Raw genomic sequence first — 24,959 nt, forward strand, 5'->3', positions numbered from 1 at the left:
CCCCACGACGATCCGTCGCGGGGCTTTCTGTATGGGTGCTAAAGCGGGTCAGCTTACTTGCCACCCAGCTTCTCGGCACCGGCTTCCAGTGCGCTGGCGAGGGCGCTCAGGCCCTGGTTGCCACCGCTCACGGAGCGGGTTTCGCTGGCGAGGGTCGAGAGCAGCTCGGAGACGCGGCCTCCGTCGATGCTGCCGGAGGTCAGTTCCCCCTTGAGGCTCTGCAGGTTGGAGACGATACCGTCGGTACCGTCCATTCCGTCGAGCTTGTTGATCCAGGTATCGATGTTGGATACGGCGGCGTCGGCGGGCAGGGCGGTGATGTCACCACCGGTGGACTGTACCGCATCGATGGTAGCCGTCAGGGTAGGATCGGCGGCGGGCATGTCGACCTCGGGGCGGTCCATGTCGGGGGTGGTCACCACATCGGTGTCCATGTCGGTTTCGGTAGTGTTGGCGGGTTGTTCGGCACAGGCCAGAACGGTTAGTGCAAGCACTAGGAGAAGAAGATGTTTCATGGTAGTTGGTTTGTTTGAATACAGTGCTAAAACTTTCGCGGCGGCAAAAGGTTCTGAGCGAATTTTCGCCGGTAGTCGGGGCGCGGTCGCAGGTGCAAAGCTACGTGCAAAACCCCTCACCGCCCCCAGTTCTTATGGGGCACACTATCCGTAGTCAGTTCCAGCACGCCTCCCCCGCTTACCCGGTCGAAGGGCAGGTCTACGCCGGACCACGCCTGCCCGTCGAGTGTTGCGCCACGGATATAGAGCTCTTCCTCCGGCTCGCCGGCTACGCGGATCGTGAAGGTATCGCCGGTATAGTAGTCCGGCGAGAGGTGGACGATGATTTCCTTGAATACCGGCGTAGTGATCTGGTAGCTGGGCTCCGCAGCGGCGCTGCCGTCTACGCTGAACAGTCCGATCGCCATGAGTACGCCCAGGGCGCCCATTTGCCCCTGATCCTCATCGCCGTGGTAGCCGCCGTAGGCCGTGGTGTCGGCGTAGGTATCCTTGATGGCGCGCACCCACCGCTGACTGAGCCAGGGTGCTCCGGCCACATTGAATAGGTGGGCCATGGCCGTGCCCGGCTGATTGCCGTAGTCGACCCAGTTGGCGGCGTGCACCTTGCCGGCGGCCTTGAGCCAGTCCTGCTCCGCTTTTTCGAATGATCCGTTGAGGGAATCGAGGTAGGTCTGGCGGCCGCCGAAGAGCTCCATCAGTCCGGGCAGATCGTGGGGTACGTAGTGGGTATAAATGGCCGAGTTCGCCTCGCAGAAGCCGCGGGCGTTGAAGTCGTCGACGACCGGCTGAAAGTCCTCCATCCAGCTGCCATCCATCTCGCGGGGGTGCATGTAGCCGGTGGCGGGGTTCCACAGCTTGCGGTAGTTCTGCGACCGTTGCAGAAAGAAGTCGTGGTCCTCCTGCTTGCCCAGGCGGCGGGCGATCTGGGCCAGGCACCAGTCCTGATAGGCGTACTCCAGGGTCATGCTGGCGCCGTCCTTGTGTCCGCCGGGCCCCTCGATGCCCTCGGGGACGTAGCCGCGCTCCTCGTAGTACTGCATGCCGCCCCCGAAGGCCAGCGTACGGTGCTCGTAGCCGGCGTGGTCGCGGATACCGCCGACGAAGGCGTTCTTGCGCAGTCCGGCGTAGGCGGCTTCCACGTCGTAGTCGTCGATGCCCTTGTTGAGGGCCGCGGCGAAAAAGCTGGCTGCCGGATCGCCAATCATCACGTAGGTGTAGTTGCCGCCGGAGGGACCGCGGGGGATCAGTCCGCCATTCCGGTACATATCCACCATCGTATTGCAGAAGCCGTCCATGATCTCCGGGTAGGCCAGGGACCAGAGTTGATTGAGCGACCAGTGGCTGCCCCACCAGGCATCGAAGTTGTAGTGAGGATAGCCGTGGGAACTCTTACGCACCTGCGTTACCCCGCCCGTATTATCGGGGTAGCTGCCGTCTGCGTCGCTGATGATGCGCCGGCCCAGCAGGGCGTGCCAGAGATCGGTGTAGAACTTGACGTGGCGGGCCTCGGTGCCGCCGCTGACCTCGATGCGCCCCAGCATAGCGTTCCACTCCGCGCGGGCGTCCTGGCGGACGCGGTCGAAGTCCCAGTGATCGAGCTCGGCCGCCAGGTTGGCGCGGGCAGCGGACAGGGAGGTGTAGCTCAGGGCCACCTTGAGCTGGAGGTCGGTGAGGGTATCGGCGAAGGTGAGGTAGGCCCCGATGTCTTTGCCGGCTAGGCTGTCGGTGGGGCCTTCCGCGAGACCCGGCACCAGCGACCCCGCACGCCAACCGCCGAATGCCGCTGCGGGCGCGTCAGTATGCGCGATGAAGTACAGCCGGACGGGCTTGGGCCGGCGGTGGGTGGGGCCCAGGATGACGTAGCCCTCCAGCTCGGTCGGCGATACGCGGCGGACCATGGAGTAGTCGGTCGAATCGTGCGCCAGGAAGGCCCCGGTGTCGAACAGCAGGTGGCGTGGCTGCCCGTCGTCCGCAAAGCGGTAGCGGTGCAGGCCCACGCGGGTGGTGGAGGTGAGCTCCACGTCGATGCCGTAGCGGTCGAGGTGCAGCCGGTGGTAGCCGGGGCTGACCTGCTCCGTAGCATGGGAAAAGGTGCTCAGGGTGCTATCCATGCCGAGGTGGCCGCGCATCTCCCCGGTCGTGGGCATGACGGGCACCCCGGCGAGCTGCCAGGCGTGCACGTGGCTGAAGCAGCGCACCACGGTAGAGTCGTACAGGTAGCCCGACTCCCAGCTCCCCCGCACGTTCGTATCCGGACTCAGGTTCACCATCCCGAACGGCCGGCTCGCCGACGAGAAGTAGAACCAGCGCGACTGGTGGGTATCGATCAGGGGGTTGACGTAATCTACGGGCTGGCGGATCTGCGCCAGGACACACGCAGCCAGGAGGAGCAGGCAGAGGGTAAGCCGGTAGCGCATCGGTAGGTCGGGTTGGTGGTGTGGAAGATACGGTGGGCTTGATGCACCCGGAAGCTGTACAATCTCAACGTTAGGGCTGTGTAAAAGCTGAAGTTGGGGGGTGGGTGTGGTTTGGTACTGCATCCAACTGGTGGTGTAACACATGATTGCGGGCGCGGTCGCCGGTGCGGGGGATAGTCTGGAGGGCAGCTTCTACCCCTTATTCTAAAAGGTATTAGAATAGCAGTCATATGTGGAGCAGGCTTGCTATGTTTAGGCGGTGCTACGGATTAGACTTCCAGGGGTGCAGCTAGGGGCAGGCGGGGCGACGCATGGAGGGCGAAGCCGTTTGGGGGTAAGGCAGTTCTATTGCGTATATACAACAGACGGGTGGAGTGTTTACGCAACTGGGGGAACAACGACAACCGGGCGCTTCACGTCAAGTGGTGTATTCACGTCAGGTTATTGCCGTAGATTGGGGGGCTTTACGCAATCGTTGATACAGATGATGGGCGACAATTAAATAGATATCTATGTTCTTAGAAGAAGAAATTGAATTTCCGCGAAAAGATGACAAGTTATTTATAGATGACGGTCCTGTCATTTACAAAGCCTGGTTGCATAAATCGTTCCAACAGTTCGGCACCTACGCGACTAGTTATGGATATGCAGCAAAATATTTAATAGATAGTATCGTGCTTAGAGAAGAGCAGGACGGTAAAGACTTCCTAGTTTATCCGATCGTTTTCTTAATCAGGCATTATGTAGAGTTAAGGCTGAAAGAGTTAATTCAGGGTCTAAACTATTGCAACAGTCAAAACTATGGATTCCCATCTCACCATAGAATTGATAATATGTGGGGAGAGTTTAAACGGCAATACCGAGAAATAGGTGAAAAGGATGACGATGACGAATTTAAAGCTATGGATCAAATTATTAAGGAGTTATCTGGATCAGATCCAATCTCAATGCACTTCAGGTATCCAGTAGACAAAGCGGGAAACCTTACGCAAATACATGACTATATTTGTATAAAAAATTTGAGGAGTACATTCAAAAGGCTATCAATGTTGCTTGATGGATTGTCAGATCAAATAGATCACTATAAAGACATCACTAGGAGCTTAATGGATGATGCGTAAATCTGATGTATATAGCATTAAAGGTTAATGAATTTTTCTCGTGTAAAGCTCATAGAACAATGAAAAAAACGATAGTATCGCTGGAGTGTGTAGTATGCCTTCGCGTATCAAAGATGGCAATTCTTGATACTATGAGCTATTATGAAGAAGAAGAATATGATGAAGATGCAGAACATACTTTCTCCTGGGGCACCATTTTTAATCTATGTAAATGTAGAGGATGTAATTGTTTGAACGTCTTCTATTACGATTGGGATGATACCATGATGCCTGAGATAGATAAACCAAGGTATCAAGCAATTTATCCGGTGAAAAGCAAGGTGCCTATTGGACTTCCAAAGAAAATATCTATAGCCTTTCAGGCGGCTTACAAAGTTAAGCGTATTGATGTGAACGCGTATGTAGTATTGATTAGAAGGATGCTTGAAATGGTGTGCCTAGATAAGGAAGCCAACGGAAATACGCTAGCTTCGATGCTTAATGATCTGGCTAGTAGAAGCATATTGCCTGATGAGTTGGCGTCAATCGCAAAGTATTTGAAGAATTTTGGCAATATAGGAGCTCATGCTGGAATAGGCGAGTTGAGTAATGATGAAATTCCTATCGTTGAAAATCTATCGCTAGCTATTTTAGAATACATCTATTCTGCACCAAAACTTGTTGAAATAGCGGTCAATTCAATGGAAAAAGTAAAAAAATAATGCCGCTAACACCGCCTCAACTCCATTAAGCTAAGCTCTTCCCTACCATAATGTCTTAACCACGGTTGCTTAGCGGCTACTCTTGCGTCGAGGTAGCTTAGAAAGTAACTTTAGGGCATAGTGTCCCCGTCCGGCCGTGAGGCGGATCGTGCCGTGATCTGCTGCCTTGGTATTCCATTAGTGTGCTGAGCGATAGTTGGGTTCGCCGATAGGTATCGGGTCCTTCGGCGTAGACATGTCGGTCCTGGCTGCGGATGATCTGTCTTAGACGAACACGGCTCGGGCGGGGCCTATCGGGTTCCAGGTGCTGGACGAGTTCGTCCAGCAGGACCTTGGTGCGGGTGCGCCAGCGCCGCACGCCATCCAGGAAGAGGGTGGGTAGCCACCGCTTGATCAGACCGGCGGTCACGTTGCGGTTGATCCGATAGCTGTACATACGGTGTTTGGTTCGGGCCTGCTTGGCCAGCTCCCGGTCTAGCAGGCAGGCACTCTGTACATTGTAAAACCAGCAGGTCGACCAGAGGTCCTGTTCTACGCCAGGTTGGGTGTAAGCGGAAGTAAGCGCTAGTTGGAGAAAGGACTTCAGGTGAGAGATGCCCGTTTCCACGCCCCACCGTAGCCCGTAGAGTTCTCCGATACGGCGGTGGTGGAAACGGCGGCGGTTCATGAGCGTAGTCAGCAATACTTCGACTTCCCCCGTGCTGAGCTCGACGCGCACCAAGCGGAGCTCCAGGGGGTGACGCTCCTCAGGGCGGAGTCCCAACTGTCGCAGCGTACGCAGGGCCCGCCCCAGGAGCGGGACAGTGATGAGCCGGTCGGGCTGACCACTGCGGACGAAGTCTACGACTTCGGGACTCATACTCACGGGTAGGCGGATGATACAGTCGGAACCGTGGCGGCGGTGCAGGAAGGGCAGCCCGTAGCCGGCGTAACCACGGTCGTAAATATATATAGCCCGTTGGGGCAGGTGCTCGACATTGGGATAAGCATGACGGATCTCACCGCTGTGCTGAGTATGCAGGTCCGCCCGGAGAATGATGCGGTTAAGCAGATCGTAGGTCAGCAGGATACGGGTGGAGGGCACCTTGTCGTGCTGGTTCTGATGAAAGCCAAAGGCCTGGCCGATCCAGTGCTCGCGGGGTAGGGTCTGCCCGGTACCGTCCACGGCGAAAATCAGATGAGATCGCCAGCGGCGTGCGTGGCGGAAGCAAGTCTAAAAGTCTTGGACCGAGCGGTAGAAGAAATCGCGGAAGAAGGCCGGGCGGATGGCCCGCCAGCGCTGGGCGAAGGCGGACTTAGTGACCGGGGCCCGGCCGAGGGAGCCGAAGAAGTCGTGTAGTTCCACGGCGGTGGACTTACGGACCAGCTGCAGGATGAAGGCTACGGTGCGGCGGAAGGTCAGGGGGCTGGAACGGGTGAAGTGCCGGTGGGGCTCGACGATATACTGCGCGCGTTGGGCCTCCGTGGTGAGATCAGGGAAGCTGCGCAGAAGAGTCAGAAAGCGGGTCAGGGCGCGGGTCATGCTCCTAATTTCGGGAGTAGACAAATGCCAGCAAATGCTTAGCTTAATGGCCGTGAACACTGCGCCCAGCGTCAACCGGAGCTGGTGATTTTAAAGTTGGTTAAGTGCTATTGCTGGCCGGGTTCGTCGCGTCGTCAATGGCCCGAAAGCTCCCTACGGTCGGTTTCGGTCTATGCCGCCGCGCCGCCCCCTTGTGGGTGGGTTATGAAGAATGCCCCGGCTGCTTGGGCGCCCCCGTTAGCGGCAACAAATAAAATAGTATCTTCGATCTATGAAAAATGCTAGTTTAGCTACAGCTAAAAGAGAAAAGAACGATGAATTCTATACAATTTATCATTCTATCGAAAAAGAGATGAATGCTTATTTGGAATTTAACCCAGATGTGTTCAGAAATAAAGTTGTACTGTTACCGTGTGATGACCCTGAATGGAGTAATTTTACAAAATATTTCGCACAAAATTTTAGTCGTTTTGGACTCAAAAAATTGATCAGCACAAGCTATTCGATTGATAGCAAAAAGCATACCAGTGATTACCAACCTTCATTATTTGAAACGAGTGATCCATCGTATGATGAAGTAAAGGCAATTAAAAATGGTAAAATATTTGAATTAGGATATGATAAAACAGGAGACGGAAAAATTGATATACAAGACTTAGAGTGGAAATATCTAGAAGGTAATGGCGATTTTAAAAGCAAGGAAATTACAAACCTTCGAGATCAGTCTGATATAATTATTACGAATCCTCCTTTTTCATTATTTCGAGAATTCGTAGAATGGGTTTTTGATGCAAATAAACTATTTTCTGTAGTTGGAAGTATGAGTGCGGCTAACTATAAAGAAATCTTTCCTTTAGTCCAAAATGATAAGTTGTGGTTAGGTGCTACGGCAAATGGTAGTGATATGGTGTTTTCAGTACCAGAAGGTGCAGTTGTAAAAGAAAAGGATAAGGAGAAGGCTGAAAAGCTAGGCTATATTGGTAATTATACTAGGCTTGGAAATTCCTGCTGGTTTACCAATATTGATCATGGAAGAAGACATCAACCAATCCCATTAATGACGCAAAAGGATGTCGTCAAATTTGGACTAAAAAAGCCATTCGAAAAATATGTAAACTATGATGCGATTGAAGTTCCTAAAGTCAAATTTATACCAAGTGATTATGCAGGTGTTATGGGAGTACCTGTTAGTTTCCTTGCTAAGCATAACCCCAATCAATTTGAGATTGTAGGAATGTGTGAGAATGAAAATTTATACGATCTAAAGTCTAGAGTATTTACAAGAGAAGAATGCAAGCAAGCCTACCTGGCTAAATTTGGTAAAAAAGGTTCATATGACTTAAATTCAAACGGTGTTGTAGAAAGAGATGGGTTGCTTGTCAAAGTATTTCAACGGATTTTAATCAACCATAAATAGATATGCATGAGAACGGAACTTAAAATAGAAATAACAATTGGTGACATTACTAAAGGATTTGTGTACAACGAATTGGAAGGGCGAGGTCTATTTGGCCTGTCAGGCAACTTAACTATTCAGCCCGAATACCAAAGGAATTATATATATGCAGATGGGAAAAAGGATGTCGCAGTAATCAATTCAATATTGAAGGGTTATCCATTAGGACTCATATACTTTAACAAAGTAGCAGGTGAAAAGTATGAAGTTTTAGATGGCCAGCAACGTATTACTAGCTTTGGAAGATTTGTAACTAATAAATTCGCAATAAAAGATTCCAATGGTATGGAACAGTACTTTACCGGATTGGCTGCGGATAAAAAATCGAAAATACTGAATACTAAGCTCTTGATTTATGTATGTGAAGGTTCGGAATCGGAGATTAAAGAATGGTTTAGGACAATCAATATTGCAGGAGTTCCTTTAAACAGTCAAGAATTATTGAATGCTGTGTATTCAGGACCATTCGTTACCAAAGCGAAAGAAGAATTCAGTAACAGTTCTAATGCAAATATTCAAAAATGGAGTTCTTATATTAGGGGGTCTGCAAATAGACAAGATTTTCTCGCAACAGCATTAGCATGGGTCAGTAAAGAAGAGGTTGGGAATTATATGAGTAAACACAGATACAATGATAGTATTTCAGAACTGAAAGTATATTTTGATACTGTTATTGATTGGGTTTCAAACATATTTATCGACGTTGAAAAAGAAATGAGAGGATTAGAATGGGGAATGCTATATGAGTCATATCACAGAATAGCTTATGATCCTGAAGAAATTTCTAGAAAAGTCCAGGTATTGTATAGTGACCCATTTGTTAAAAATAGAAAGGGAATATTCGAATATATCTTAGGGGGACTTCAAGACACAAAACTTTTAGATATTAGAGTATTTGACGAGGATACTAAGAGAAAAGTCTACAAAAAACAAACTGTAGAAGCAAAAAATGTAGGTTTATCTAACTGCCCACTTTGCACACTCGGTCATCAATCTAATAAAGATAGGGTCTACAAGCTTTCAGAAATGGATGCGGACCATGTAACTGCTTGGAGTAAGAATGGAGCTACAGATATTAAAAACTGTCAGATGCTTTGTAAAACTCACAATAGGTCAAAAGGGAATAAATAAAATGCCGCTAACACGGCGCCAACTCCATTAAGCTAAACGCTTCCCTACCATACTGGAGCCTTGACCACGGGTGTTTAGCGGCTACTCTTGCGTTGCGGTAGCTTAGAAAGTAACTTTATGTCATAGTGCCCCCGCCCGGCCGTGAGGCGGCTCGTGCCGTGACCTGCTGCCTTGGTAGTCCATTAGCGTGCTGAGCGATAGTTAGGTTCATAAACGTGTCGGTCCTGGCTGCGCATGATCCGTCTTAGTCGAACACGGCTCGGGAGGGGCCTATATAGCTCTCTGATACACTTTTTGCAAAAGTCTCAGTGGGCAAGATCACCGTGCTTATTTTAGCAATAGGTTAAATTCAGCCACTCCCATTTCAGTGTACCCTCCACAGGTCAATTTTGCACTCCGACAATAGTTACTATAACTCAATATAATTTGGACTATCTATACATGAAAATCAATAACCTACTAGTATCAATACTGTTAGTGACTACTTCTGTAGCCTCCTGTGGCTTAGGTAGTGACGAAGCTATTCTACTTGATGCGCAATCTTATCGCTCTGACACAGTAAGTATAGTTGACCCAGAAAGTTACTATCATATGTGGGTAATAGAGAAAAGGAGTAAGTTGTTAGACGATGGTATTGAGGTTCAATATCGAGATACTTTGGAAGACGGTACGGAACGTGGTTTTGGCAAACATGAAGGCTCAACTTACCAGCTTTATGAGGTTACCTTGGTCATAGCTTCCGAAGACAACTAATCCTACCTATCCATTCTGCCCGTTCATACTGAAGCCAATGCACGATTTATGATCCGGGGGGACAACGGAACGAAGGGCAACGGAAACTCCCCCTTGTTCGTGGTCGATGGCCGTCCGTCGGGACATGACTACGCAGCGATCTACAACTCGATCAGCATGAGCGATGTCAAGTCGGTCAAAGTACTTAAGGGACCGAGCCAGACCAATGTATACGGAAGCGATGCCACCGGCGGGGTGATTGCGATCACGTTGCGGCGTGACTAGGGTTCCGTGCGTTAGCCTTAGGGTGAATGGTATGGCGATGCGCAATAGCTGATCCGAGCCCCAATCCCCGTACCTTCCCCCCATGCCCATCTCTCCCATCCTCACCGGCGCCAGCGGCATGGTCGGTCGCGCCGTATTGCTCGAGTGCCTGGACAGTCCCCACGTCGAGCGGGTGCTGATGATCAACCGGCAGCCCGTAGCCCTGCAGCATCCCAAGCTGACCGAGCTGCTGCACCGGGACTTCACCGACATCGGCTCCATCCGCGGTCTGCTGAAGGGCTACGACGCCTGCTTCTTCTGTGCCGGCGTCAGTGCGGCGGGGAAGTCGGAAGCGGAGTATACCCAGCTGACCTACACCCTGGTCACCTCCTTCGCCCGCACGCTGCACGAGGTCAACCCCGACCTGGTCTTTACCTATGTTTCCGGTTCGGGTACCGACCGTACGGAGACCAGCCGCATGATGTGGGCCCGCGTCAAGGGCCGCACGGAGAACGCCCTGCTGGAGCTCGGCTTCCGCGCCGCCTATATGTTCCGGCTCGGGGTACTGATCCCGGATACCGCCGTGCAGTCCAAGACCGGCTGGGTCAACACCTTCCTTACCGTGCTGCGCCCGCTGTTCCCCCTGCTGAAGCGCTTCGACTGGGCCACGACGAGCAGCCGCATCGGACGGGCCATGATCCAGGTCGCACTACACCCGCCCGAGCAGCAGATCCTGGAGAACAAGGATATTAACCGGCTAGCGGCCCAGCGGATGTGAAGAGATTAAGGCTTTCCGGAGGAGTTCACCACAGATCTACGCAGATTGTATTCGCGGATTAACGCTGATTTTGCCGTGTCGGTAAGACAGTTCCGGTTTTTAGGTGCCGCCGTGGTGGATACCTCGCACCTGCGTCTTGCGCCCCTTGTAAACATCTGGTGCCAAGCTACCAACCTCACTTCTTCCCCCGCTGCCTACTGCACGCTGCATGGGCACCCTACGAAGCCACGAGAACAGCGTGCAACTAATTAGTTCTATCCAGATAGAACTAACGGAACTTTTAGGTGTTTGCCGAATAATTATCGCGCTACGTGTGCTCTTTCGAGTACTTAGGATCCCACCTGTTAGCTTTTGTCCTCCTAGCTGTCCGCCTTTATGATCGGACAGTAGCCCAAAACTTCCCTTCCCTACCCATGAGCTGGTGACGGACTAGACCAGTGGGATCCGGTAATGCGAACCTAAGACTATCTAGTTTTGAGAGATTTTTTCGGATGGCCGGCTGTGAGTACTCACGGTTGGCCCTCTATTGCCGGGTACCGATACACTGGTAAATTAGTTTTTTATTTACAGAACCAAACGCACCTTTTGTCAGTTAGTAGCGTAGCGGCTCTGAGCTACCCCAGAGAAATAACACGGAAGCACCTATAGGTGGCTTCCCGCCCCAGAATAGCCTAATTAGTGAATGTAGGGGAGTGGGGTGTTTAGTGTTTGCCCTCCTCCCCCTTTATCAGGCTCACCTACCGTCCGTACGCTAGATCCAGTACTGCGCAGCACTCGATCCAGCTATCCCCCCTGCAGTTAGTTGTAAGATTTATCGCCGGAATACCGTTCCTGATGCAATTTTTTATCATATTTCAGCAACTTTAGCAACAGCCGTCCTGTTACCGATTGGCACGGAACGAAAAAACCTGGCGGTACTTCTGGCCTCCCCATCCCCTCACTACCTTGATCAAAGACATCAAACTGCGCGTCGAGGAGATCGGCAAATTCTTCGAGTCCACCGGACTCACCCCCGTAGAGGCCCGCACCTTCGCGCTACTGCTCCTCTCCGACCCACCGGAATTGGATTTCTTTGCCATTCAGGAATTCCTCGGCGCCAGCAAGAGTACGATCAGCAACGCGCTCAAGCGGCTGATGAACGAAGGGCGGGTCGACTATACGACCAAGCCCGGCGACCGCAAGCGGTACTTCCGCGTAAGCTCCCAGAAGTGGCTGGAGCAGATCCAGGACAGCTTCACAACCATCACCCCCTTCGTGGCCACGATGAAAAAGGTAGTGGACCTACGCAAGGACACGGAGGACGAAGCGTTCAACGCCGATCTCCGGCGCATCCAGGACTACTTCCTTCACCTCGAGCAGGAGCTGCCCCGCATCAGAGCAGAGTGGGAGCAACGCCGTGCGGCCGCCGCCGCCGCAGGCCGATCACCGGCATAGCATCCGCCTTACCGACCAGCTTTACGGGCGCGAAGGTCTGAGCGGTGTAGTCATCCCCCAGCGGCAGAGCCTCGTGCAGGGCAGGAGAGATCAGGAGCAATTCCCCGAGTTCGTTGCACTTGCTCTGAATACGTGCGGCGGTATTGAGTACGTCGCCGTGGTAGGCCAGCTCGCGTTTGATGATGCCTACCTCGGCTACCGTGGTCTCCCCCAGGTGGGCACCAGCCTTGAACACGGGCTGCAGGCCGTACTCCCGCTCGTAGTGCGCGGCGTGGTTATCCAGGGTACGCATGAAGTGAAAGTAGGCTTCTACGCAGTTGTTGTCGCGCAGTCCGGCGGCGGAGGTCCAGCACAGGATCACCTCGTCCCCCACGTACTGGTAGATCTCGGCCCGGTACCGGGTGACCGCATCCGTGACATCAGCAAAGCAGTCCTGGATCAGCCGGCTGAACCGTACGTGCCCCAGCTGCTCGGCGATCGTCGTGGAGGAGCGCAGGTCGATGAACAGAAAGATGCGCTCCTCCGTGCGGGGATGGTGGTATTTGCCGCGCAGCATGTTGGGGAGAATGCCCGGACCCAGCTTCTGATTCATCAGCGTAAACAGCGTGATGGCCAGGCTGATCACCGAAAAATAGACCAGCGCTACCAGGAGTAGCCTGCTGAATAAAACCTCCTGGAAGGTCAGTCCCACACGCACCTCTCCACCAAAGACGGGATACAGTAGAACGGCCAGCGAAAACAGTCCAAGCGCCAGCAAGAAATGCATGATCAACTTCAGTCCCGCCCAGCGCCCGAAGGACAGCCGCCGAAATATGCGGCGCTTCATCAGTAGCTCGATCAGAAAGTAGACCGTGCCCACTACCAGACCCAGCGCCAGGTGCAGACCGAAGGAGTTGCTATAGGACGGATCGAATCCGCTAGCCTTCGGCCAGCCGAAGTTGCGCAGGAAACCGAAGAGCACGAAGGCCAGCGTCCAGGTAGTGACCAACTGCGCCCAAAAAACCAGCCTGCGGCCCAGTACGCTCATGCGGCCAAGGTAAGTCAGCGCAGCGTAAGCAACTGCCGCAGATCGAGCAGCCGCAGGCCAACCGCCACCACTACCCCACTCCCCCCTAGCAGCAGAAACTCCGCCAACCACCCCAGCCCGGCGTAGCGGACGAGCAGCACACCCATCCCCACTAGTAGTGCGCAGAGTAGTGCGAGTCGGCCCCAGTAGACGCGCCCGGCCGGCAGCGCCAGCCAGCGGTGGGCCAGTCCCGCCTGCAGCAGCGCTACGAAGGACTGCGTCAGTAGCGTCACCGCCGCCGCACCCGCTGCCCCGTAGCGCGGCAGCGCCCACAAATTGCCGGCTACATTGACGAGGATGCCCAGCGCAAAGACGTAATTCATGCGGCCCAGTAGACCGGTCGCGCCGAGCAGGGCCCCGTAGGCGTAGTTGAGGCACTGCGCCACGAAGGTGAGCGCCAGGAAGAACAGAACGCGGGCCGTACGCGGCTCCGCGAAGTCGTACAGCAGTTCCACGATCGGCGCGGCGTAGGTCGCTACCGCCACCGCTACGATCAGACTCCCCCCCACCAGCAGGTGCACACTGAAGCGCAGCAGCTCCGTCACATCCTCCCGCCGCGCGTGGAGCCGGGCGTACATGGGCAGTAGCAGGCCGGCCAGCAGCCAGCCCACCGTATTGATGGCGTCGAGCAGCCGGTAGCCCGCGGCGTAGTGCCCGGCCGCCTCCGCCCCACCGGGCAGCAGGCGCTCGATCATGATGGCGTCGGTGCGGCTGTATGCCGTCTGTAGCAGGATCGCCAGCGCATACGGTGCCCCGCCCCGCAGCAGCATCCAGAGCGTAGCCGCCCGGAAGGTCGGCCAGCGGAACCGCAACTTACCCCGCAGCAGCACCGCCAGGCCCACCGCCGTGATCAGCCAGCTCAGCACCTGCGTCCCCGCAAACAGGTGCATACTGAGTCGCTCCGGAGCCAGCAGCAACAGCGCCCCGATGCCCGCGATCATACACAGCTTATCGAGCACGCTGAAGGCACTGTCCAGCGCGTACCGCCCCAGCCCCGCCAGGTTAGAGCGCAGGTACAACACCAGGCTATTGAGTAGCTGACCGGTGCCGATGAGCAGCAGCAGACCGATCTCCGCCCCCCGGTAGCCCAGCGCGTAGCCCACCACCAGCAGGGACAAAAAGAACGCCCCCCCCAGCACCGCCTTGAGCAGCAGGAAGTAGGGAAAGTACTTGGCCAGCAGCTGCCGGTGCCCGCTGATCGTGCGGCTGTTGTACAACTGCAGGCCCGCATCGGCGATGATCTGCAGGATCAGCCCCAGCCCCAGCAGCGAGAAATACAGTCCGTACTCAGCCTCCGGCAGCAGGTTCTGCACCGTCCGCTCGATGGCAAAGAGGTAGACGCCCTTCACCCCCAGGTTGAGCACAAGCACCAGCACGGCATTGCGAAAAAAGGAAGAGAGCAAGGGGTAGTTCTGTAGTCTTGTGGTTCGGTAGTTCTGTCCGGACAAGGTACATCTGCCCACCACACCCTACCTTACTTAACCCCCTAACTCCTTAACCCCTAACCCCATGCTCCAAGTCATGATCATCAACGGTCCCAACCTGAACCTGCTCGGACGGCGCGAGCCGGAGGTGTACGGGGAGGATACCTTCGAAGACTTTCTGATCCACCTCAAGGGCAAATTCATCGACTCGGACGTCGAGCTGAGCTATTTCCAGAGCAACCACGAGGGCGAGCTACTGGACAAGCTGCACGAGATCGGCTTCAACTACGACGGCATCGTGCTCAATGCGGGGGCCTATACGCATACGAGCGTGGCCCTGGCGGATGCGGTGGCGGCCATCGAGACGCCGGTCATCGAGGTACATATCTCCAATGTGCACAAGCGGGAGGCCTTTCGGCAGCATTCGTACCTGTCGCCGGTCTGCGAGGGCATCATCGTGGGCTTCGGCCTGCGGGGCTACGAGCTGGCCGTGCAGTATTTTGTGTGACGCACAACGAGATGCACCCACGGGGTGTTTTATAAGCTAACTAAACGAATCTACATGTCTTTATCCGATCGCTTTAAGCAGTCCAGCAACCCCATCCTGAGTGAGGAGCGGCTGGCCAAGGCATCCCAGCGACCGCTCGACGGCGGCTTCATCACCCGGGCCGACGATACCGTGATGACCGTCAGCGGCGCGGTCAATAAAACCCTCTTACTGGCCCTGCTCCTGGCGGGCACGGCGGTGTATTCCTTTCTGTTCCCCAGCAGCCTCTTCCTATGGGGCGGCGCGATCGGCGGACTGGTGCTGGTCGTGATCATGTCCTTTAAGCCGAAACTATCCGGCACGCTGGCACCGATCTATGCGCTGCTGGAGGGTCTGTTCGTGGGCTCCGTCACGTCGATGTACGTAGCGGGCTTCGGCGTCGGCCTGGCGTTCAACGCGATCATGATCACGATCGCCCTGTTGTTCATGATGCTCTTCGTCTACAAGGCGGGCCTGATCAAGGTGACGGAGAAGTTCCGTTCCGGTATCATGATGGCTACCGGCGGCATCCTGCTGGTCTACCTGCTCAATATCGGCCTCGGCTTTTTCGGCATCAACATGCCCTTCCTGCACGAGGGGGGCCTGATCGGTATCGGCATCAGCCTGTTCATCATCGGTATCGCTACGCTGAACCTGCTGCTCGACTTCGACAACATCGAGCGCGGCGCCGCCATGCGGTCCCCGAAGTATATGGAGTGGTTCTGCGCCATGGGCCTGATCGTGACCCTGGTGTGGCTGTACGTGGAGGTACTGCGGCTACTGAGCGTGATGAATCGCGACTAATAGGTCACGAACTAAAAAACGCAGGGGAAAACGGGTGTCCGTTTTCCCCTGCTTGCGTTAACAGCCAGTTGATAGTAGTGAGTACAAAGTGAGGCTGCAGTAATTATCAAAACTGTAGCCAAAACGGTAGGCGGGGGGATAGCGCTGCCTGCACCACCAAATCTTTTACCAATTAGTTAGCAGCCGGGTGTACATCGCCACGGCCTCCTCGATCTCCCGCAGGTAGATGTACTCGTCTGCCGTATGGCTGCGGGCACTGTCTCCCGGCCCCAGCTTGAGTGTAGGAAAGGCCATCAGTGCCTGATCGCTCAGCGTCGGCGAACCGTACGGACGGGCAGCGGGGCGGGCCACGCAGGCTGCAAGGACGAGCGGATGATCGGTGGCGATGCGGCTACTCTGCAGGCGCAGGCTCCGCGGACTGAGGGTAGCGTGCCGGCAGACGGACTGCAGCTCCGCCACCGCCTCCTCGTTCGTATAGGCTTCATTGACCCGCAGATCCACCACGAAGGTGCAGCGGTCGGGCACCACATTGTGCTGGGTGCCGGAGGCGATGACGGTGACCGTCGCCGTCGTAGGACCGAGCTGCTCACTCGGCCGGGCGAAGGTATGGTCACGGATGGCGGCGATATCGTCTACGGCCAGGTACAGCGCGTTGACTCCCTCCCGGCGGGCGGCGTGGCCGCTCCGGCCCTGGGTTTGCCCATCGAGTACGACCAGTCCGCGCTCGGCCACGGCCAGGTCGAGCAGGGTTGGCTCCCCGACGATCCCCGCGTCGATGGGTGATAGCAGGGGCAGCAGGGCGGCAATGCCGTTGGCTCCGCTGATCTCTTCCTCGGCGGTGGCGGCCAAGACCAGGTTACACTTCAGCGCCGGATCGTTCTCCAGGGCTACGAAGGTGGCGATCAGACTGACCAGCGCGCCCCCGGCGTCGTTGCTGCCCAGTCCGTACAGTTTACCGTCGATCACCTCGGCGTGGTAGGGATCGCGGGTGTAGCCCGCAGCGGGCTTCACCGTATCGTGGTGGCTGTTCAGAAGAATGGTGGAGCGGCCGTCCTGCCAGTTGCGGCTCCTGGCCCAGACGTTGTTGAGGTGCCGGTGGGGGGTGATGCCGCGGTCCGTGAGGTAGTCCGCGATCAGGTCGGCGGTGGCGTCTTCCTGCCGGCTGAGGGAGGGGGTCTGGATGAGGCGGGTGAGAAGCTGGATCGGGTCGGTCATGGCGGAAGCGTAGCAGTAGCGTACCGCAAGCTACGCTCCACCGACCGGCTGACCTTCCCTAGCGATTGATGATGAAGCTGGCGCCTACGTTCAGACCAAGTGTAGTTGTCGAAGATGCGCCGTCGAAGATGTGTCGAACCTGCGGCATCACATCCAGCGAGACATTTTCTCGAAGGAAGTACTGGGCGCCTGCACCTGCGGACAGGTTGAAACTGTTGCTCCGGCTACTGCTCTCCTGTCCAATCGCTACACTGGTGAAGCTGGAGCGTCGGAAGCCCGCCCCGCCCTCGGCAAACCAGACCAGCCGCTTGCGGGTCGTAAGGTAGTACCGGCTCCCCAGGTCGATGGAAAAGCTACCGGAACGGTAACTACGCGGCTGGCTGGAGGTGCCGAACTCGAAATCGCTGGCGCCGCCCCCCAGGTAAAGTGCGGCGGTAAGTCTATCGGTGAGGAAGTAATGCCCGCCGATCGCGATGCCGCCCTGCGCGATGTTCTTGCGGAAGGAGGCGGAAACGAACTGGCTACCCAGCATGATCGACCCCTTGCGGAAACCCGCTACTACCGGCTCTTCCGGTCGCGTGTTACTCCCCAGCCGGATCTCGAAGTTGGCGCCGAAATTGACCGTGTTGCGCCGCCCGCCGAGGGTATAGTCTATAGTGGGTCCAAAGAGAATACCCGGAGCTACGGGAAATTGCAGCCCCATGCCGAGGTTCAGCTCGTCGAAGAGGGATACGCCATCACTATCGGCCGAAAATCCCGTGGATACCTGGGCGAACGCACTGAGTTTTTCCTTATTCAGCACGTAGTAGCGGGCGTAAGGATTGAGGTAAAAGACTGTATTGGCTCCCAGGCCCATCGAGGCCATAAAGCCCGTCGTACCACCGAGCACGATCCGATCCGTCAGGGCGTAGCCGAAGGTAGGCAGCACGTATACCGTAGCAGCGTCGAACTTGGTATCGTAGCTGGCGCCGCCGATCGTACCGCCGCGGTTGAGCCCCCCTATACCCCCGAGGGTCAGTAGAATATCTCCGCGCTGTATCTGTGCGTGAATACAGCTAATAGAGAGGAATAATAGTAGAAGGGTAATGGGTGCTTTCATAATAGGCGGTTTAATCAATTGAGGGATATTATCCTAGTATGGTTGTAATCATAAGCCTAATTGCCTGTAGTAGCGGAAGCTAAAGCCCTAACCCGAGCGAGGTTCGTAGCGGTCGGCGCAGGCGGCAACAAGGGCCTTACTGTGCCAGGGTCCCCTCTCCGGGGACAGCAAAACAGCCTCTCGTGCGATACCTAGAGTAAAAACCGGATACCCCCGTTTAGGCTGAACAGGCTGTAATTAACTCCGTCACCGAAAAAGCGCCGAAACTGCGGACCGGCCTCCAAAGCCACATTATCCCGAATAAACAACTGCCCCCCGGCACTCGCCGTCAGTAAGAATACATCGCTACTCGACCGGATCTCGCCGTTGCCGAAGTCGCGGCGGGAGTAATTCGTCTGGTAGCCCACTCCGGCCTCCGCGAACCACAGCAGGTGCCGCTCGGTGGTAAGGTAATAGCGGCTGCTCAGACCGACCGCGTAGTTGCGCAGCGTAGTGATGCGGGTGACATTAGGCCGGCTAAAGTCCGTCTGGTAGCCCTCCATGCCTATGGTCGGTGCGGCGGTCAGTCGGTCGGTAAGAAAGTAATGCCCCCCTACCACTACTCCCGCCGAACTCACGTCTTCACGCACTACCGCCCCGACAAACTGACTGCCCAGCATGATGGCCCCCTTGCTGAAACTACCCACCGCAGCTTCCTGCAGCCGGTTGTTCCTTCCCAGAATAAGCTCGACCCTGATCCCCAGTTCGAGCGTGTTCCCGGCTCCACCGATGACGTAATCCACAGAGGGACCAAAACGTGCTCCCACCGCGAGGGGCAGCTGTAAGCCAGCGCCTACGGTCACCGCGTCAGGGCCGGTAAGGTCTCCGTTGCGGTACCCCAATCCCGTCATTACCTGCCCGTATACTCCCAGCTGCGCGCGATTGATGCCGTAGTAGCGGAGGTAGGGGGATAGACCGATACTTCCTATATCGCTTCTGCTCCCGAAGGGGTGCACCGCGGTCAGGGATCCCCCCACGATCAGCCGATCGGTGAGCGCAAGGCCGTAGGCCGGTGTAGCGTACGCCAGCCCTTCACTAAAGGTGCCGGGCAATACGATCCCGCCCAGATCCCCCGAAACCAAGGGGGTGACCGAAGCCCCCGTAAGGGAGGCTCCGGCCCGGCCATCCACCGATAGGAAGCGGTCGCCGCGCTGTATCTGGGCGGATACGGAAGCGGTGACTAATAGACTTAAAATAAGGCCAAAAAATCGCACGGTACGGGGTTTTAGGGTAAACGACACTACTACTTCGAAGGATTACTGATCCTAACCGACCCGTAGGCCTGCCAATCCAGGCTAAAGCACGAACTGGATACCAAAGTTGACTCCCGCGTTTAGCAGTCCGATCTCGTAGCGGGAGTTGTACTCCAGGCGGGCCAGGTTGTCCCCATCCAGCGGGGTGGCTCCAATGGGCTCGAGATACAGTGGAGATTCCAGGCGAAGCAGGCGATCGCCACGCTGCATTTGCCCGTATCCGATTAGGCTAAGACACAGCAAAACACATAGATTAATGTGACGCATGACAAAATATTTTTGGTGTGAAACGATGCGTAAAGCTATACGCAGACGGGTACAGCACGCAATAGCCTGCACCCCGCCAAACTCACTTTTAACGATTATTTACCATGCGCACACCACATCCCCCCGCCTTTGCTGTTTCACTCGAACTCTTCGCACCCGCGGCGCCCCGCCCGGACGTCCTGGATGCGTCGACTCACCTTCACCAAACCACCTTACTATGATTAAGTCTATCCTCTTTACCCTATTTGCCTTTGCCCTGTTTGCCTGCGAGGCAGAGACCGCCGCTGCCGTAGAAGTACCCGCCGTAGTGCAGAGTGCCTTCGAAGCCTCCTACCCCGGTGCCACCGACGTGGAGTGGGAAGAAGACGGCGACCACTACGAAGTGGAGTTCGAGTTCAACGGCGAGGAGTTCGAAATGGAGTACTCGGCCCTGGGTGAGCCCATGGAAATGGAGGAGGACTAGTCCACCAGCTCAGCGGCCACGTACCGGCGCACGTGCTCAGCGAGTAGCGACATCGTTACCGCCCCACTGCCCAGTACCACCGCATGAAATGCAGCGAGGTCGAAGCGTGCCCCCAGGGCGGCTTCGGCCTCTTTGCGTAGGGCGCGGATCTTCAGCTCGCCCATCTTGTAGCTCACCGCCTGCCCCGGCCAGCCGATGTAGCGGTCCACCTCGGAGTTGACCTCCCGCAGCGACAGCGCCGTATGCTCCGCCATGTAGGCCACCGCCCGCTCGCGCGACCAGCCGAAGTAGTGCATGCCCGGATCCACCACCAGGCGGCAGGCCCGCCACATCTCGTAGGTGAGGCGGCCAAATTCATCATAGTCGGTCTCGTACACGCCCATCTCCTGCCCCAGGTATTCGGCGTACAGGCCCCACCCCTCCCCGAAGGCCGATAGGTAGAGGTCGCGCCGGAAGTCCGACAGTCCCTCCAGCTCCGCGGCCAGCATGATCTGCGTGTGGTGGCCCGGCACCCCCTCGTGCAGCGCCAGGGCCGGCAGGGTGTACAGCGGCCGGCTCGGCAGGTCGTAGGTGTTTACCCAGAACTGTCCGGCCCGGCGCGTATCGTAGGATCCTTGACTGTAGCGGCCCCCGGTGTAGTTCGGCGCCAGGGCCGCGGGCACGGGCGCTACCACCAGCGGCATCCGGGGCAGGGTACTGAAGTAGCGCGGCGCGGCGGTCTGTATGCGGTTAGTAATCCAGCTGGCGCGGTCCAGTAAGTCCTGCGGCGAAGCAGCGTAAAATTGGGCGGCGGTGCGCAGGTGCAAAAGAAAGTCGCTGAAGGAACCGGTAAAGCCCGTGCGGGCGATCACCGTATCCATCTCGGCCCGAATCCGCGCGACCTCCCGCTCGCCGGTGGCAAAAACGCTCTCGGGCGTAGCCAGTGAGTCGGAGGTGAAGTAGCGGATGCGCTGCCGGTAAAAGTCCCGGCCGTCGGTGATCGCCGCGATGCCGATCTCCTCGGGCAGCGCGGGCAGGTACTCCTCGGCCAGGAAGCGGCGCAGGTGGGCGTAGGCGGGGTAGATGGTGTCGCGCGTGATGGTCACTGCGGTTTGCTTCCAGTCGGCCCGCTCCGGGGGATCGGCGAACAGCCCCTCCCCTACCGGGCTGGCCAGTTGCCGGTCGATCAGCGCCAGGTTCAGCTCCACCACGCGGCGGGGATGGACCTTACCCTGTGCGAGTCCGCGGCGCAGATTCGCCTCCTGACCGCGCAGGTAGTCGGGCAGGGTGCGCAGGTCGTTGAGGTACTTGCGGTAGTCGGCCTCCGTAGCCACCCGCCGGCCGCTGAAGCGGTAGATGATCTCGGCCAGAAAACCACCCTCGGCATCGAGCGGCAGCAGGTGGTGGCCGAACCGCAGGCGGTACATGCGGTCGTCGAGTACGTAGGCCAGCAGGTCGCGGTCGATCCGCTGCCGGTCGCTCAGCCGGTCGCGGTCGGGCAGGGCCTCGCGGAAGCTGGTCAGGGCGGCGATCTGTCCGGGCGTACTTTGCTCGGTATCCAGTCGCCAGGGCAGTCCGGTACTCAGCTGGTCGAAGGTGAGGTAGGCCGTGAGGGTGTTTTCCAGCCGGGCGGAATCGGACTGAGCCGACAGACTGGACGCTACGCAGAGAACTAAAAAGAATAGAAATAGAGGCATAGCTAGGAAGGGCGAGTACAGGTTCGGACCGGATAGAATGACAGGCGAATCGAACTCACAGTCCGAACTGTGCGAAGTGGTGCTCCAGGTGCTTCTGGTACATGGTACTCCACTCCTCCGCCGAGAGTTTGCCGAAGGATTCGTTCTCCTTCCCCTCGTAGCCTGCCTCCCCGCCCGCGGCTACCCGCTTCAGGTGGCCGATCAGCTTCTCTTTTTCCCGCGCGAAATCCCGCTCGTCGCTGATGATGAACTGCGGAGCGGTGCGGCTATTTTTTTTGTAGGGCTTGGGGCCGGTGACGATCGATTTGGCGAAGGTGCGGATCAGGAAGCGCGATATGAAATTGTTCTTCACCACCACGGCCCCGGTCTCCATATCGTAGGCGACGTTGAGGTGAGCCAGCATCTGGGCGGCGTTCATCTTTCCCCACTGGGGGCGGGTATCCGGCCGCAGGCGATCCAGGCGGGCCAGGTTGTCGGCAAGGGTTTCCGGAGCGAAGGTGGAGCGGTAGGTCATTCGCCTAATGTACGGCTCGCGGACTAATTTAGGCATATGATAGGACCCCATCTGCTCGTCGTTCTGCTGCTGTTCACCACCCCGGCCTTCGCGCAGACTGACCGCACCCCGCTACTCACCGACGCGGCCCTGACCGGCTGGCACATCATCGTCCGCGACCAGGGGCCCATCCCTACGGCTGATCAGCCTTACTTCGTCTGGGAAGACAGTCTGCTTCATGTCCTCGGCACACCCGAGGCCGGTAGCGCACAGCCCTTCGCTGCCCTGGTCAGCGACAGCAGTTACACCCGCTACCGCCTCCACATAGAGTACAAGTGGGGGGAGAAGAAATTTGCCCCGCGTACCGAAGCCGTCCGCGACGCGGGCGTACTATTTCACGTATTCGACACCACGATCTTTTGGCCCTCCAGCCTCGAGTGCCAGATCCAGGAAGGCGATACGGGTGATGCCTGGCTGATCGGTACGCGGGCCACCTCGCGGCGCGGCCAAGGAAATGACTTCGCCCCGGACGGCGCGGAGCAGATCCGCACCGGCGAGCGCTACGTCCGTTTTACCCGCAGCGCCTCCTACGAGCAACCCGGCTGGAATACCATCGAGCTGGAGGTCGACGGCCCTACGGCTAGCTTCTACGTCAACGGCCATCACGTTAACACCATCACCGATACCCGCCGCCCGGGCAGTACGGACGACCAATGGATACCCCTCACCGCGGGCCCGATCGGTCTGCAGGCCGAGGGAGCGGAAGTGTATTACCGAAATGTGTGGATCGAGGCGCTGTAGGCCGGGCGGATAGTGTATGTGAAAAGGGAAAGCAATGCAGCTAAAAGGGTGAGGATTTTCATTGCTGAGTTTTGAACCATTGATGTAGGTCCTGCTCCATAGTAATGCCCTGATTAATGTGGCATTACGTGCCATATCTAGACAGTAGGCGCCCTGCGGTACGTTGTGAAGGGGGTGGCCTTTACGGCTTTAGCAGAAATTCCTCCCCGGCGGCTTTCATCTCTTCGTACACCTCGGCATTGTAGGTATAGTACCACGAGCCCTTACGCGAGGTGGTGACATCCTTCTCGTTCTGCCGCTCGAGGTAGTCCATCTTGCGCAGACGCCGGCGGAAGTTGCCCGGATCGATGGGCCGGTCGAAGATCGCTTCGTACAGCGATTGTAGCTGCGTAAGCGTGAATTTTTTCGGTAGCAGCGCGAAGGCCACCGGCTCGTGGGTGGCCCGGTAGCGTAGTCGTACCAGTGCGGCTTCCACCATTTTATTATGATCGAAGACCAGGGCCGGCACGTCCCTGATCGATACCCAGCGTGCATCGTGGTGCTCCGAGAGCTGACTTGTGGCACTCTCCTGATTGACCAGTGCATAGTAGGCCAGCGATACGGTACGCTCTTCCTCGGTCCGCCCCACATCACCAAAGGCCTGGAATTGTTCCAGGTAGACGTTCTCGAGGCCGGTCAGTTCGTGGGTCACCCGGGCGGCAGCTGCGTCGATCGATTCGCCCTTTACGACGAGCCCTCCCATAAGCGACCATTCTCCGAGCCGCGGCTCCTGATCCCGCCGGGTGACTAGTAAATTTAGTTGCCCGTTTAGAAAACCAATAATGATGCAATCGACGGCCAGTAGCAGTCGATCCGGGTGAGTATGTTTAGCCATAAATAGTTAAGTGCACATAGCCGTTTCGGCCTTTCTTTAACCAAAAAAGTGATAATGGTGTTCTAACGAATACATGCTATTATCGGCCACGCCGGGTAATTGATCACTCCACACCGATCAGTTTGCGGTAGGCTTCCATCCGTTCGTTCGGTACGGCTACACTCAGGGTGTAGTGTGCGATTCGCCAGTTACCCACCGGATCCCGTTTGGCGATGGCGGTACCCCGGCAGGGGCCCATCCAGGTATCGAGTAATTCGTCCCAGTAGGCCGTATCGCTGTCCGGGTCATAAAACACGTGCCGCTCCACCGCCGTAAAGTCCCAGGCCTCTCCCGCAGTGAAATAGGGGGTGGCGAATGCTTGAAATTCGGCTTTCGTCCAGTGCTCGGCCGGGTCAGTACCGATGTATACGGCCTCATCCGTCATCATCCCAAAGTAGGCTGCGGCATCGGCGCGGGCGGCGGCGTAGTGCCACTCGTTGGCCAATTCCTGCAGTTGCTCCACGGCGGGTTTTGGGCTGAATAGGGTACAGCCCTCCGTATGCCTGGTGTCTACGATATGCAGGATCTGCCAGCTACTGTCCGCTCCCGTTTGGGCCAGTTGGAAGGCATTGGTGCCGCAGTGGCTGACCTCGCCGTTCAGTACGAAGGTGTAAGGCGTCCAGGCCGTAGCCAAACGCGCGTCGATGCGGATACTGGTGTAGTGAAGCTGCTCGTCGAGCATACCGGCTTGCGCTGCGGCGATCCCTTCCATCCACTTTGTCAGGTCGCCCCGTTGCACCCGCGTCCGGCCCGCTTCATCGATGCTTACGGAATGAAGATCCGCTGCGGGATGAAAGAGGGCGGACATGCCGGTCGTGTCGGCTTAGCGCATCCCGTCGAACAGCTGGC

Annotated in this window: 26 protein-coding genes; 12 read left to right on the plus strand and 14 right to left on the minus strand. The window is 56.6% G+C overall.

Translation table 11 applies throughout. The features are described 5' to 3' along the window. Positions 1-53: 53 nt before the first annotated feature. Entirely contained in the window at positions 54-515 is a 462-nt protein-coding gene (locus tag MJQ68_RS16585) for a hypothetical protein (protein ID WP_238752278.1), read from the minus strand. Positions 516-631: 116 nt separating this feature from the next. Continuing rightward, the gene (locus MJQ68_RS16590; protein WP_238752279.1) at positions 632-2,932 is read right to left on the minus strand and encodes a GH92 family glycosyl hydrolase; all 2,301 of its coding nucleotides are present in this window, start codon (positions 2,930-2,932) and stop codon (positions 632-634) included. Between the two features lie 512 nt (positions 2,933-3,444). Between MJQ68_RS16590 and MJQ68_RS16595 the strand changes: the two genes are divergently transcribed. Together MJQ68_RS16595 and MJQ68_RS16600 are read left to right on the plus strand one after the other, a co-directional pair. Beyond that, positions 3,445-4,053 carry a hypothetical protein gene (locus MJQ68_RS16595; protein WP_238752280.1) on the plus strand — a complete coding sequence of 203 codons (609 nt, stop codon included), beginning with the start codon at positions 3,445-3,447 and terminating at the stop codon, positions 4,051-4,053. Between the two features lie 131 nt (positions 4,054-4,184). Then, positions 4,185-4,754 carry a DUF4145 domain-containing protein gene (locus MJQ68_RS16600; protein ID WP_238752281.1) on the plus strand — a complete coding sequence of 190 codons (570 nt, stop codon included), beginning with the start codon at positions 4,185-4,187 and terminating at the stop codon, positions 4,752-4,754. Positions 4,755-4,851: 97 nt separating this feature from the next. On the opposite strand, the gene MJQ68_RS16605 is transcribed toward MJQ68_RS16600, so the two are convergent. Continuing rightward, positions 4,852-5,931, minus strand: a complete 1,080-nt coding sequence (locus tag MJQ68_RS16605; RefSeq protein WP_319937479.1) for a transposase — start codon at positions 5,929-5,931, stop codon at positions 4,852-4,854. Positions 5,932-5,967: 36 nt separating this feature from the next. Next, positions 5,968-6,276 (minus strand): hypothetical protein, encoded by a 309-nt coding sequence (locus MJQ68_RS16610; RefSeq protein WP_238752283.1) that lies wholly within the window; start codon positions 6,274-6,276, stop codon positions 5,968-5,970. 271 nt (positions 6,277-6,547) lie between these two features. On the opposite strand from MJQ68_RS16610, the gene MJQ68_RS16615 reads away from it, so the two are divergent. From MJQ68_RS16615 to MJQ68_RS16640, 6 genes are all read left to right on the plus strand, one after another. Continuing rightward, entirely contained in the window at positions 6,548-7,693 is a 1,146-nt protein-coding gene (locus tag MJQ68_RS16615) for an adenine-specific methyltransferase EcoRI family protein (protein ID WP_238752284.1), read from the plus strand. Between the two features lie 6 nt (positions 7,694-7,699). Continuing rightward, positions 7,700-8,863 carry an HNH endonuclease family protein gene (locus MJQ68_RS16620; RefSeq protein WP_238752285.1) on the plus strand — a complete coding sequence of 388 codons (1,164 nt, stop codon included), beginning with the start codon at positions 7,700-7,702 and terminating at the stop codon, positions 8,861-8,863. 441 nt (positions 8,864-9,304) lie between these two features. After that, positions 9,305-9,616, plus strand: coding sequence for a hypothetical protein (locus tag MJQ68_RS16625; protein ID WP_238752286.1), 312 nt, complete (start codon positions 9,305-9,307; stop codon positions 9,614-9,616). Between the two features lie 15 nt (positions 9,617-9,631). Then, positions 9,632-9,880, plus strand: coding sequence for a TonB-dependent receptor plug domain-containing protein (locus tag MJQ68_RS16630; RefSeq protein ID WP_264759017.1), 249 nt, complete (start codon positions 9,632-9,634; stop codon positions 9,878-9,880). Positions 9,881-9,962: 82 nt separating this feature from the next. Further along, on the plus strand, positions 9,963-10,637 hold the full coding sequence (locus tag MJQ68_RS16635) for an NAD-dependent epimerase/dehydratase family protein (protein WP_238752288.1): 675 nt from the start codon (positions 9,963-9,965) through the stop codon (positions 10,635-10,637). 945 nt (positions 10,638-11,582) lie between these two features. After that, entirely contained in the window at positions 11,583-12,071 is a 489-nt protein-coding gene (locus MJQ68_RS16640; RefSeq protein ID WP_238752289.1) for a GbsR/MarR family transcriptional regulator, read from the plus strand. Here the strand turns inward: MJQ68_RS16640 and MJQ68_RS16645 are convergent. After that, complete coding sequence (locus MJQ68_RS16645) at positions 12,010-13,098, minus strand: adenylate/guanylate cyclase domain-containing protein (protein ID WP_238752290.1); 1,089 nt, start codon at positions 13,096-13,098, stop codon at positions 12,010-12,012. The two genes, MJQ68_RS16640 and MJQ68_RS16645, sit on opposite strands and share 62 nt — an antisense overlap. Positions 13,099-13,112: 14 nt before the next feature. Further along, a complete protein-coding gene (locus tag MJQ68_RS16650) occupies positions 13,113-14,540 on the minus strand; it encodes an oligosaccharide flippase family protein (protein WP_238752291.1) in 1,428 nt (475 codons plus the stop codon). Positions 14,541-14,646: 106 nt separating this feature from the next. Between MJQ68_RS16650 and aroQ the strand changes: the two genes are divergently transcribed. Both aroQ and MJQ68_RS16660 read left to right on the plus strand, forming a co-directional pair. Beyond that, positions 14,647-15,069, plus strand: coding sequence for a type II 3-dehydroquinate dehydratase (gene aroQ, locus MJQ68_RS16655; protein ID WP_238752292.1), 423 nt, complete (start codon positions 14,647-14,649; stop codon positions 15,067-15,069). A gap of 54 nt (positions 15,070-15,123) precedes the next feature. Next, the gene (locus MJQ68_RS16660; RefSeq protein WP_238752293.1) at positions 15,124-15,891 is read left to right on the plus strand and encodes a Bax inhibitor-1/YccA family protein; all 768 of its coding nucleotides are present in this window, start codon (positions 15,124-15,126) and stop codon (positions 15,889-15,891) included. A gap of 165 nt (positions 15,892-16,056) precedes the next feature. Here the strand turns inward: MJQ68_RS16660 and MJQ68_RS16665 are convergent, their stop codons facing one another. The 4 genes from MJQ68_RS16665 to MJQ68_RS16680 all read right to left on the minus strand — a co-directional run bounded on the left by MJQ68_RS16665 (position 16,057) and on the right by MJQ68_RS16680 (position 19,764). Next, positions 16,057-17,106, minus strand: coding sequence for a M20/M25/M40 family metallo-hydrolase (locus MJQ68_RS16665; protein ID WP_238752294.1), 1,050 nt, complete (start codon positions 17,104-17,106; stop codon positions 16,057-16,059). A gap of 58 nt (positions 17,107-17,164) precedes the next feature. Next, positions 17,165-18,205 (minus strand): outer membrane protein, encoded by a 1,041-nt coding sequence (locus tag MJQ68_RS16670; protein ID WP_238752295.1) that lies wholly within the window; start codon positions 18,203-18,205, stop codon positions 17,165-17,167. 191 nt (positions 18,206-18,396) lie between these two features. Then, a complete protein-coding gene (locus MJQ68_RS16675) occupies positions 18,397-19,458 on the minus strand; it encodes a hypothetical protein (protein ID WP_238752296.1) in 1,062 nt (353 codons plus the stop codon). An 81-nt stretch (positions 19,459-19,539) separates the two neighbouring features. Then, on the minus strand, positions 19,540-19,764 hold the full coding sequence (locus MJQ68_RS16680; RefSeq protein ID WP_238752297.1) for a hypothetical protein: 225 nt from the start codon (positions 19,762-19,764) through the stop codon (positions 19,540-19,542). Positions 19,765-19,981: 217 nt separating this feature from the next. Here MJQ68_RS16680 and MJQ68_RS16685 point away from each other — a divergent pair, with 217 nt between their 5' ends. Beyond that, positions 19,982-20,227: a hypothetical protein gene (locus MJQ68_RS16685; protein ID WP_238752298.1), complete on the plus strand. Its 246-nt coding sequence runs from the start codon at positions 19,982-19,984 to the stop codon at positions 20,225-20,227. On the opposite strand, the gene MJQ68_RS16690 is transcribed toward MJQ68_RS16685, so the two are convergent. Then, positions 20,224-21,903, minus strand: a complete 1,680-nt coding sequence (locus MJQ68_RS16690) for a DUF885 domain-containing protein (protein WP_238752299.1) — start codon at positions 21,901-21,903, stop codon at positions 20,224-20,226. The genes MJQ68_RS16685 and MJQ68_RS16690 overlap by 4 nt on opposite strands. A 55-nt stretch (positions 21,904-21,958) precedes the next feature. Continuing rightward, positions 21,959-22,417 (minus strand): DUF1569 domain-containing protein, encoded by a 459-nt coding sequence (locus tag MJQ68_RS16695; RefSeq protein WP_238752300.1) that lies wholly within the window; start codon positions 22,415-22,417, stop codon positions 21,959-21,961. A 36-nt stretch (positions 22,418-22,453) separates the two neighbouring features. Here MJQ68_RS16695 and MJQ68_RS16700 point away from each other — a divergent pair, with 36 nt between their 5' ends. After that, positions 22,454-23,197: a 3-keto-disaccharide hydrolase gene (locus MJQ68_RS16700; RefSeq protein WP_238752301.1), complete on the plus strand. Its 744-nt coding sequence runs from the start codon at positions 22,454-22,456 to the stop codon at positions 23,195-23,197. 181 nt (positions 23,198-23,378) lie between these two features. On the opposite strand, the gene MJQ68_RS16705 is transcribed toward MJQ68_RS16700, so the two are convergent. Both MJQ68_RS16705 and MJQ68_RS16710 read right to left on the minus strand, forming a co-directional pair. Beyond that, a complete protein-coding gene (locus MJQ68_RS16705; RefSeq protein WP_238752302.1) occupies positions 23,379-24,071 on the minus strand; it encodes an NUDIX hydrolase in 693 nt (230 codons plus the stop codon). A gap of 103 nt (positions 24,072-24,174) precedes the next feature. Further along, positions 24,175-24,918: a nuclear transport factor 2 family protein gene (locus MJQ68_RS16710; protein WP_238752303.1), complete on the minus strand. Its 744-nt coding sequence runs from the start codon at positions 24,916-24,918 to the stop codon at positions 24,175-24,177. Between the last annotated feature and the right edge of the window lie 41 nt (positions 24,919-24,959).

It is taken from the genome of Neolewinella maritima (assembly GCF_923081025.1).
Taxonomy (GTDB): Bacteria; Bacteroidota; Bacteroidia; order Chitinophagales; family Saprospiraceae; genus Neolewinella; species Neolewinella maritima.